The organism is Kitasatospora sp. NPDC001175 (assembly GCF_053598215.1).
In genome coordinates this window covers 196,076-206,523 of record NZ_JBSFJU010000006.1, presented here as the reverse complement: position 1 = coordinate 206,523, position 10,448 = coordinate 196,076, and the positions used below count along the sequence as shown (strand labels likewise).

Genomic DNA, 10,448 nt, shown 5'->3' with positions numbered 1-10,448 from the left:
CGCCGCCTGCTCCGCGACATCGCCGAGGGCCGCGAGGTCGGCGACACCACCACCCTCGCCGACTCCTCGGTGATGAACCTGATCCAGTCACAGCTGCCGTCCGGCAACACCGAGGACTGATCGCACGGACTCCCGGAGCGCGCAACCCCGCCGGCGGAGGGGGATGCGCGCTCCGGCCATGGGTGATCCCGGCGGACGGGACCGGCCGGCCGATTACCGATCACTTACAAACGCATGGCGGCCGGGCGGCAGAATCCGCGGCGAGCGAGCACTGCCGCCGGTCCCCCACACCGGCGCGTGCCCGCCGGTGTCCGCCACTCCCCGAGCCCGCACGGGGCCGCCCCCTGGTCACGGCCGCACAGCCCGGCCGGCGGAGACCGAACCCCGCCAGCCCGTTCCCGAGTCACGTCGAGCGATCTTGTACCCCCACACCCCGTTCCACCCGTGTCCGCAGCCGCCCTGCCGTCGCCGGCCGGACGTCCACCGGGCAACCCGCGCTCGGAGCCGTCGGGGGTACCCGTGCTGATCGGCCGTGAGGACCAGCTTCAGGCCCTGGTACGGGTGCTCTCCGAGCAGGGCACCGGAGGGACGAGCGCCCTGGTCGAGGGCGACCACGGGAGCGGCAAGAGCGCTCTGCTGCGGGCCGTGCTGGACCAGGTGCGCCGGGACGGCGACCTCGTGCTGGTCGCGTCCGGGGAGGCGTCGGAGCGCGGCTTCGCGTTCGGCGTCGTCCGGCAGCTGTTCGAGCGCGCCGTCGCCGCGGAGTCCGAGGAGTCCCGGCAGGCGCTGTTCGCCGGACGCACCACGGCGGCAGCCCGGTTGCTCGAACCACCGGCGGACACAACGGCGGCGGAGGGGACCGCCCCGGATGACGAGGCGCTGCTCAACGGCCTGTACTGGCTGGCGGTCCGCCTCAGCGAACGCGGCCGCCTGGTCCTCGTCATCGACGACCTGCACTGGGCCGATCCGGCCTCGCTGCGTTGGCTGCACTACCTCCTGCGGCGCGCCGGCAACCTGCCGCTGACCGTGCTCGCCACGCTGGCGCCGGGCGCCGCCGCACTGGAGGCCGCCGATCCGGGATCCGCCGACCGACTCGGCGCCGTCCACCGGCTGTTCCGCCACCGCCTCGCCCTGCCCGCCCTGGGAGCGGAGGCGGTGGCGGCGATCGTCCAGAAGACGTTGGGCCCCGGGGTCGCACCGTCCTTCGCGGCCGCCTGCCGTTCCGCGACGGGTGGGAACTCCTACCTGCTGCACGCCCTGCTGAGCGCCGTCGGCGCGGCGCGGCCGGACCTCGGATCGCTGACCGGGGAGCAGCTCGGGGGTCTGCTGCCACCGGCGGTCGGCCGCGCCGTCCTCGGGCTGGTCGCCTCGGCGGGTGCGGACGCCGTCGCCGTCGTCCGGGCCACGGCCGTGCTCGGCGGCGACGGGTCGGCCGTCGACCTGGTCGCCGGGGTCGCCGGGCTGTCCCAGCCGGCGGCCGAGGACGCCGTCCACACCCTCGTCCACGCCGGTCTGCTGGTCCGGACCGAGGACGAGATCGGTTTCAGCTGCCCGCTGGTCGCCGAGGCGGTCGCGGACGCAGTCCGCCCGAGCCGCCGGCAGGAGCTGCACGGCCGCGCCGCGCGGCTGCTGCTCGAGGGGGACGCCCCGCTCACGGAGGTCGCCGGGCATCTGATGCACGGTCCGGTCGGCGACGGGGGCACGGCCGACGTGCTGCGCGGGGCGGCGTCCCAGGCGACCCGTCAGGGCCGGCCGGAGCAGGCCGTGCTGTTCCTGCGCCGGGCGCTGCGCGAGCCGCTCTCCGAGGCCACCCGGGCATCCCTGCTGATCGGCCTCGGTGGGGCCGAGCTGGCCTCGAACGTCCCGGCGGCGGTCGGCCACTTCCAGCGCGGCCTGGAGCTGTCCCGTGACCCGGTCGAGCGGACTGCGGCCGCCCGGCGGCTGTCCGCGGCCCTGTTCGCCCTCGACCGCTATCCCGAGGGGCTGGCCGCGCTCACCGGTACCAGCGCGGCACTGCACGATCTGGATCCCGCGAACGCGCTGCGCCTGGAGGTCGACTTCATCTACGGCAGCCTGAGCCAGGCGGCCTCCGCCACCTCGGTGCTGCGCCGGCTGCACGAGTTGAGCCCCGAGGACGCCGAGGGCAGCACGGTGGAGCGGCTGCTGGCCGCGCTGCTGAGTGTGCGTGCGATGATGACGGGCAGTGACTCCGAAGCGGCGGTCCGGTACGCCCGGCAGGCGCTGGTCCACGGTCTGAATCCGGTGGACGACGAATCCGGCGTGTACATGGGCGCGCTTCTCGCCCTCGGCGCGGCGGGCCGGTCGGAGCTGGCCCTGACCTACGCCGACGCCGCCCTCGATGCCGCCCGCGCACGCGGATCCGGCTTCGCGTACGCGGTCGCCAGCAGCGCCCGGGCCAGGGTGCACTGCCGGCTCGGCCGGGTGGCGGACTGCCGGGCCGACGCGGCGAACGCCCTGGAGGCGCTGGAGGAGACGGGCATAGATCTGCGGCACAGCCACTGCATCGCACCGCTCGCCATCCTGATGGACGCCCTGACCAAGCAGGGCAAGGTGGAGTACGCGGCCGAACTCCTGGAGCGGGGCGGTCTGTCCGGGGACCTGAACGGGCACTGGACCAACGACTACGTGCTGCTGGTCCGGGGCCGCCTGCGGGTCGCCCAGGGCCGGCTGCGCGACGGCCTCGCCGACTTCCTGCTGTGCGGGCGGCGGGCGCAGGCCCGCGGCATGCCGGGGCCGAGCGTCCTGCCGTGGCGCTCCGAGGCCGCGTTGGCCCTCCTCGCACTCGGGGAGACCGACGCGGCCCGGAAGGCGGCCGAGGAGGAGCTGCGGTCGGCCCGCGAGTGGGGTGTGCCGGAGATCGTCGGCGTGGCGCTGCGCGCCACGGGCCTGGTGACCGGCGGCGCGCGCGGACTGGAGCTGCTCGCCGAGGCGAGCGAGCTGCTGGCGGATACCTCCGCACAGCTCTGCTACGCACAGGCACTGGCCGACCTGGGCGCGCGGCTCCGGCTGGCCGGCCGGGCGGGCGAGGCCCGGGACCATCTCCGCCGGGCGGCCAGCGTCGCGCACCGGCTCGGCGCGGACGCGGTGGCCGAACGCGCCCTGGACGAGCTGCGCGCGGCAGGCGACCGGCCGCGCACCCGCGCTTTCCAGGGCGTGGAAGCGCTCACCCCCACCGAGCGGCGGGTCGCGGGCCTGGCGGCGAAGGGCATGACCAACCGTGAGATCGCCCAGCACCTCTTCGTGGGGCTGCGCACCGTGGAGGTCCACCTCACCAACACCTACGGCAAGCTCGGCATAGACGGGCGGCCCCGCCTCGCGGAGACCCTGTGCCGGGAGGCGGCCGGGGCGGCCGCCCCGGCTTCCGAACCGTAGCGGGCCGGCTCGTCCGGTCGGCGCGCCGGCCGGCCCCAGGCCCCCGTACACCGACCGAAACCTCCGCAGGAGCCGAAAGCCTTCGGTACCGACCGTCATCCGCCCCGGCCCGCCGCTGCCTAGGTTGGGCTGCCGGACCACGCCCGCCGTCCGAGCTGCGGCGGGCCGCGACGGCATGGAGGAACGGCGGATGACGCTGCGCAAGGCGACGATGGTGAAGCGGGTCGAGGAGGCGGTGCGGCTGATCGACCCGGCGGATCCGCCGATCGCCACCTTCGGTGTCTTCCCCGGCCGCAGCCCGTGGGTGACCTGCATCCTTCTCGACGGCGTGGTCCGCGACTCCTACTTCGTCACCGTCACCGCCCGTGCCGTCCACGTCCATGACGTCGCCCCGCGCTACCGGCCGGGCGGACTGGTGCACTCCCTCAGCCGAGACGATGCGGCGCAGCGGATCGCCGGCCTCCGCCACCGTTTGCTCTGGAGCTCCTTCCACTTCCTGCTGCCCGGCGACACCGTCCCCACCCCGATGAACGTGCGCTGTGTGCGGCGTCCGGAGCTGGAGCGGTTCACCGCGGCACTGGCCGAGCCCCGACAGCCGTAACACGTGCGGCCGCGGCACCGAAAGGACAGAGTTGACGGACCGAAAGGTCTGGTCCAGGTGCGGCCGGCCGGTTGCCGCCCGGTGTCGGCGGCTGGTGCGATGAGCCCCGGACGGACTTCCCCGGAACGTACCCCGTCGGCGGATCCACCCGCGCTCGCGGACCGCTCCCCGACCACCCGTCGGTCACCTCCGATGCCCTCGCCGGACTGGCCGCCGACCGTCGCACCCGCGGGCCGCGCCACCGCCGAACCGGCCCGGCCCGCACACCATCTCACGGAGAAGAAATGCTCAACACAAGTACACCCCAAGGGAGTTCGCAAGCCGATGCACCCTGTGACTGCCGATCGGCCGCCGAGTGCGAGGCGGATCGCCTGACCAGGTACCAGGCCGTCGCGAACGGCGAGGCCGTCACCCTGCTCCGTCGCCGCTACCGGCGGTTCGCGGCCTGGATGACGGTGCTCTTCCTGGCCGTGTACCTCTCGTACGTGCTGCTGTCGGGCTACGCGCACCGTCTGATGGCCGTCAGGGTCGTCGGCACCGTCAACGTCGCCTTCGTCGCCGGGCTGCTCCAGTTCGCCATGACCTTCCTGATCGCCTGGCTGTACACCCGGTACGCGGCGACCCGGCTCGACCCGGTGGCCGAGCGGGCGCGGGCCGAGTTCGACGACACCCAGGACCACCAGGCGGGCGCCCGGCAGGGCGGCCGCGACCCGGAAGGCAGCACGTGCGCACGGTGACCCTCGACCAGATGTCCCTGGCGGCCGGAGCGGGCGCGGGCGCGCACCGGTCCCTGATCATCGGCATCTTCCTCGCCTTCGTCCTGGTGACCCTCGGCATCACGCTCTGGGCCGGCCGGCGCACCAGCGGCACCGCCGACTTCTTCGCCGGCGGGCGCTCGTTCACGGGCTTCCAGAACGGTCTGGCGATCTCCGGCGACTACATGTCCGCCGCCTCCTTCCTGGGCGTGACCGGGACGATCGCGCTGTTCGGCTACGACGGCTTCCTGTACTCGATCGGCTTCCTGGTGGCCTGGCTGGTGGCGCTGCTGCTGGTGGCCGAACCGCTGCGCAACTCCGGCCGGTTCACCATGGCCGACGTGCTGGCCTTCCGGATGCGCCGGCGCCCGGTGCGCACGGCCGCCGGGATCTCCACGATCGTGGTCTCCATCGTCTATCTGCTCGCGCAGATGGTCGGTGCCGGCTCACTGGTGGCACTGCTGCTCGGGGTGTCCGGCGGCACGGCCAAGCAGGTGATCATCCTCGGGGTGGGCGCGCTGATGATCCTCTACGTCACGGTCGGCGGCATGAAGGGCACCACCTGGGTGCAGATCGTCAAGGCCGCGCTGTTGATGGCCGGGACGGCGCTGCTGACCGTGCTGGTGCTGCACCGCTTCGGCTGGAACATCTCCACCCTGCTCGGCGCGGCCGGCCATGCCGGCGGCAAGGGTCCGGCCTTCCTGGAGCCCGGGCTCAAGTACGGCGCGACCTCCGTCAGCAAGCTGGACTTCCTCAGCCTGGGCGTCGCCCTGGTGCTCGGGACGGCGGGCCTGCCGCACATCCTGGTCCGCTTCTACACGGTGCCCACCGCCAAGGCGGCCCGCCACTCGGTGAACTGGGCCATCGTCATCATCGGCGCGTTCTACCTGATGACCGTGGTGCTGGGCTTCGGCGCCACCGCGCTGGTCGGACCGGGGGCCATCAAGGCGTCCAACCCGGCCGGCACCACCGCGGTGCCGATGCTCGCCGAGCGGCTCGGCGGCGGGGCGGGGAGCACCGGCGGAGCCGTCCTGCTGTCGGTGATCTCGGCGGTCGCGTTCGCCACCATCCTGGCCGTGGTCGCCGGACTCACCCTGGCCTCGTCCTCCTCATTCGCACACGACCTGTACGCCCAGGTGATCCGCAAGGGCCGGGCCACCGAGAAGCAGGAGCTGCGGGCGGCGCGGCTGGCCGCGTTCGGGATCGGCGCGGTGTCCGTCGTGCTGAGCATGTTCGCCGACAAGCTCAACACCGCCGCGCTGGTCGCCCTGGCCTTCGCCATCGCCGCCTCGGCCAACCTGCCGACCATCCTGTACAGCCTCTTCTGGAAGCGCTTCAACACCCGCGGCGCACTGTGCAGCATCTACGGTGGCCTGCTGACCTCGGTGGTCCTGGTGGTCTTCTCGCCGGTACTGTCGGGCAAGCCGACCTCGCTGCTGCCGCACGCGGACTTCGCCTGGTTCCCGCTGGAGAACCCCGGTCTGGTCTCCATCCCGGTCGGCTTCCTGCTCGGCTGGGCGGGCACCCTGCTGTCCCGGGGTGAGGCCGACCAAGCGGCCAAGTACGCCGAGCTGGAGGTCCGTTCGCTCACCGGAGCCGGTGCGCACTAGCCCACTCCGTGGTTACGTGGTGCCGCTGCCGTCGCCGACGGCAGCGGCACCCGCCTTGGGGGCGAACCCGCCCTGCCGGGAGGCTGACCTGTCCACCATGCGGACGGCGGACGACACACCCGGCGCGGACGACGGGACGTCCGGCCCGTTCGTCGTACCATTGCGTGCCGCCGCCACCGGACGCCGCTCCTCGGCGGTACGGCGGCGTGGCGGCGGATGTGAACGGGACTCATACGAACGGTGCGCCCGTGACAGTGCGCCCGCCATGGCCGATCCGCCGCGTCGCACCCCATCGCCGTCCGACCCGCCCTCCGGAGGGCGACGTCCGCGCCTTACGGGGAGGGCCGCCGGGTGGGCGCACGACGACAACCGGTGAACGCCGCGGGCACGGCGACGGCCGCGTGAGGGAACTCGGATGACAGGCACGGGGAGCACGGACAGGTGGATGGACTGAAGGTCGCGGTGCTGGGTCCGCTGCGGGCGTGGCGTGCCGGCAGCGAGCTGGACACCGGCTCGGCCCAGCAGCGCGCGGTCCTGGCCGCCCTCGCGCTCCGCAGCGGCCGGGTGGTCTCGGTGGAGGAGCTGTCCCTGGGGATCTGGGGCTGGAATCCGCCCGCCAGCTCGGCGGTGGCCCTGCGCAACCACATCTCGCGTCTGCGGGCCGCGCTGGAGACCGAACCCCGCGCGCCCCGACTGCTGGTCTCGGTGGCCGGCGGCTACACGCTGCGGCTGGACGAGGACGCACTGGACGCGAGCCGCGGCGAGCGGCTGGCCACCGAGGCCGAGCGTGCCGCCCGGACCGGCGACCGGCCCGAGGCCGCCCGACTGCTCGGCGAGGCGCTCGACCTCTGGCAGGGCGTTCCGCTGACGGGCGTGCCGGGCGAGTACGCCGAGCGGCAGCGCGAGCGGCTGACCGAGCGGCGCCTGGCACTGCTGGAGACCCGGCTCGGCCTGGAACTCGAACTCGGCCGCCACGCCCGGTCCGTCGCGGAGCTGACCGCTCTCGCCGACGAGCACCCGATGCGCGAAGGCCTGCGGGCGCTTCAGATGCTCGCCCTGTACCGCTCCGGACGCCAGGCCGACGCGCTGGCCGCGTACGACCGCACCAGACGCAGCCTCACCGAGGAACTCGGGCTCGACCCGGGCCCGGAGCTGGTACGGCTGCACCAGCGCATCCTGCGCACCGACCCCGAGCTGTCGGCTCCGGGCGCCCAGCCGTCGGCGCCTGCCGCACCACCGATCGCGGCCTGGCTGCCGCCGGCCCAACTCCCTCTGGACGTACCCGACTTCACCGGCCGCACCGAGGTGATCGCGGAGCTGGACGAGGCGCTGGCCCGTCCGTCGGCCGGTGTCGGCACGGCCGCCGCCGTCTGCGTGATCCACGGCATGGGCGGGGTGGGCAAGACCACGCTGGCCGTGCACGCCGCACACCGCGCCCGCGGATCCTTCCCCGAGGGACAGCTCCACGCCGACCTGCGCGGGGCCAGCGCCAAGCCGGCCGACCCGTACGTCGTCCAGGGGCTGTTCCTGCGGGCCCTGGGCGTACCGCCCGAGAACATCCCGAGCAGTCCGCTGGACCGGACCGCGCTGTACCGGACCAGGCTGGCGGGCCGTCGGCTGCTGGTCCTGCTGGACAACGCGGCCGACACCGAGCAGGTGGAGCCGTTGCTTCCGGGCACTGCGGAGTGTGCGGTGCTGGTCACCAGCCGCGCACCGCTGGCCTGCCTCCCGGTCACCAGCCGCACCGCCCTGGAGCCGTTCACCGAATGGGAGGCACTGGACCTGCTGGAGCGGATCACGGGCTCCACCCGGCTGACCCGCGAGCCGGAGGCCGCGCGGGCCCTGGTGCACACCTGCGGCCTGCTGCCGCTCGCCGTACGGATCGCCGCCTCCCGGTTGGCCGCCCGACCGCGCTGGACGGTCGCCTCGCTGGCCGACCGGCTGGCGGACCGGCCCCGCAGGCTCTCCGAACTGGAAACCGGCAGCCTCGCGGTGGACGCGGCCTTCCAGGTCGGGTACGCCGCTCTCGACCCGGCCCAGGCGCGGGCCTTCCGCCTGCTCGCCATCCCCGAGACACCCGACCTGTCGCCCGGTACCGCCGCCGCCGTCCTGGACTGCACCGACGTCATGGCGGAGGAGGTCCTGGAGTCGCTGGCCGACGCCGGGCTGCTCGAACCCGGCGACGTGGGCCGCTACCGCTATCACGACCTCGTCCGGCTCTTCGCCCGCCACCGCACCCTGGAGGCCGACCCGCCCCAGGAGCGGCAGGCCGCCCTCAGCCGGCTGGCGCGCTGCCACCTCGCCGGGACCAGCGCCGCACTGCGCAGTGAGCGCCCCTACAGCCGGCTCGCCGGCGCCCTGAACCCCGAGGTCCCGGACGGCCCGCAGTTCACCAGCGCCGCCGAGGCCCAGCGCTGGGTGATCGAGGAACTGGCCGGGATGATCGGTCTGGCGACCCAGATCCTGCAGCATCCCACCCGCCCGGCCGGCCTCGACGATGCGCGCGTGATCGCCGCCACGCTGACCGCCATGGTCCCGTTCACCGACCTGTGCGTGCCGTGGCGCCTGGTGGTGCCGATCGGCCAGGACCTGCGCCGGATCGCGGAGCAGGCGGCAGACCCGGACGTGGCCGCGAACGCCGGCGTGGTGCTCGCCGTGGCGTACGCGCACACCGGACGCCACGAGGAGGCCCGCGAGGCGGCGCTGCGGGCCTGGCGGACCCGGGAGCAGCACGACGACGGCGTCTTTCCGCACCGGCTGCGCTACACGATGGGCGCCGTGGCCGCGTTGGACCCCGGGTCGGTGGACGAGGCGGTCGATCACTTCGCGCAGGCCCGCACGCTCGCGCGGCGCGCCGGCGAAGCCGGATTCGAGGCGCAGTGCGCGCTGGGTCTGGCTCAGACACACCTTGCGCGGCACGACTACGCCGCGGCGCTGAAGGAGGGGCGGGCCGCGCTCGCCCACTTCTCCGCCACCTCCTGCCACCTCCCCGCCACGCTCGCGCTGCGCACCCTCGGCCAGGCGCTGCACGGCCTCGGCCGGCACGACGACGCCGTGGCGCGGTACCGGGAGGCGCTCGCCATGTGTGACACCCTCGGCCTGCGGAGCCAGCGCGCTCCCACACTGCTGGCCTGTTCCGTCGCGCATCTGGACGCCGGACGACACGCCGAGGCGGCCTCACTCGCCGGCCAGGCCGTGGCCCTCTTCGCCGACCTCGGCGATCCGGCCGGGCAGCAGCGGGCCGAGGACGTGGTCCGCCGCGCCGGCTCCGAAAGCCCCTGACGGTCGGGCCAGGTCGTGGCCCGGGCCCACGGACCGGGCCGTCCACCGCCCGGGCCTGGAGCCGATCCCGTGGTCAGGCGCCGGCACCCGCACACTGCGGGTGGCCCCAACTGCTGCCCACCTTGGTGATCTTGTCGCCCTTGGCGTAGGGGCGGGTGCACGGGCACGTCCCGGGGAAACGCGCGGACAGGGTGCGCGAGCCGCCCGCGGAACTCCGCTTCGTCGCGGAGGAGGACGACGAGGCGGACGAGGCCGACGGGCGTCCACGACGCGGTGCGGAACTCGGAACCGGGTCCGGTACCGGGAGGTCGGCAGCGGTCCCACCCGCGCCTTCCTGGGTACGGGCGGCGTCGCTGGCGGCCTTGTCCGCGATGGCGTTCAGCGGATCGCCGTCCACCTGGTGGGCGGGGACGTACACGAAGGTGACGTCCCGCCCCTCCAGGAGCGCGTCGATGTCCTGGATCAGCTCGCGGTTGGCCACCGGCTTGCCGGCCGCGGTCTTCCAGCCGTTGCGCTTCCACCCCACCAGCCACTTCGTCACCGCGTCGCGGGTGTACGTGCTGTCGAGGCGGACCTCCAGCGGTACGGCGGGATCCGTCGCGCCCAGCAGCTGCTGCAACGCCGTCAGCTCGCCGATGTTGTTGGTGCTGCGCCCGAGCGGACCGGACTGCCAGCGCTGCGGTACCCCGGCGCTGTCCGCGACCACGTAGGCCCAGGCTGCCGGACCCGGGTTGCCCTTGGCAGCTCCGTCACAGGCTGCGATGACTCGTTCGACCATGCACCGATCATGCCAGGGCGCGGCAGGGC

General features: G+C 74.2%; 6 protein-coding genes. 5 read left to right on the top strand and 1 reads right to left on the bottom strand.

The window, feature by feature from the left end:
• Nucleotides 1–444 precede the first annotated feature (444 nt).
• The 5 genes from ACWDAK_RS07275 to ACWDAK_RS07255 all read left to right on the top strand — a co-directional run bounded on the left by ACWDAK_RS07275 (nt 445) and on the right by ACWDAK_RS07255 (nt 9,641).
• Nucleotides 445–3,393 carry a helix-turn-helix transcriptional regulator gene (locus ACWDAK_RS07275; protein ID WP_427395323.1) on the top strand — a complete coding sequence of 983 codons (2,949 nt, stop codon included), beginning with the start codon at nt 445–447 and terminating at the stop codon, nt 3,391–3,393.
• A 190-nt stretch (nt 3,394–3,583) separates the two neighbouring features.
• Nucleotides 3,584–3,994 (top strand): hypothetical protein, encoded by a 411-nt coding sequence (locus ACWDAK_RS07270; RefSeq protein WP_427395322.1) that lies wholly within the window; start codon nt 3,584–3,586, stop codon nt 3,992–3,994.
• A 284-nt stretch (nt 3,995–4,278) separates the two neighbouring features.
• Entirely contained in the window at nt 4,279–4,731 is a 453-nt protein-coding gene (locus ACWDAK_RS07265) for a DUF485 domain-containing protein (RefSeq protein WP_427395321.1), read from the top strand.
• Between the two features lie 11 nt (nt 4,732–4,742).
• Entirely contained in the window at nt 4,743–6,359 is a 1,617-nt protein-coding gene (locus ACWDAK_RS07260) for a solute symporter family protein (RefSeq protein ID WP_427395326.1), read from the top strand.
• Between the two features lie 441 nt (nt 6,360–6,800).
• Nucleotides 6,801–9,641: an AfsR/SARP family transcriptional regulator gene (locus ACWDAK_RS07255; RefSeq protein WP_427395320.1), complete on the top strand. Its 2,841-nt coding sequence runs from the start codon at nt 6,801–6,803 to the stop codon at nt 9,639–9,641.
• 73 nt (nt 9,642–9,714) lie between these two features.
• Here ACWDAK_RS07255 and ACWDAK_RS07250 read toward each other — a convergent pair whose 3' ends face one another.
• Nucleotides 9,715–10,419 (bottom strand): ribonuclease H family protein, encoded by a 705-nt coding sequence (locus ACWDAK_RS07250; protein ID WP_427395319.1) that lies wholly within the window; start codon nt 10,417–10,419, stop codon nt 9,715–9,717.
• Between the last annotated feature and the right edge of the window lie 29 nt (nt 10,420–10,448).

Bases quoted from the DNA above. Each gene is read 5' to 3' on its own strand.
- ACWDAK_RS07270 (WP_427395322.1), top strand. From the start codon at position 3,584: ATGACGCTGCGCAAGGCGACGATGGTGAAGCGGGTCGAGGAGGCGGTG.
- ACWDAK_RS07250 (WP_427395319.1), bottom strand. From the start codon at position 10,419: ATGGTCGAACGAGTCATCGCAGCCTGTGACGGAGCTGCCAAGGGCAAC.
- ACWDAK_RS07265 (WP_427395321.1), top strand. From the start codon at position 4,279: ATGCTCAACACAAGTACACCCCAAGGGAGTTCGCAAGCCGATGCACCC.
- ACWDAK_RS07260 (WP_427395326.1), top strand. From the start codon at position 4,743: ATGTCCCTGGCGGCCGGAGCGGGCGCGGGCGCGCACCGGTCCCTGATC.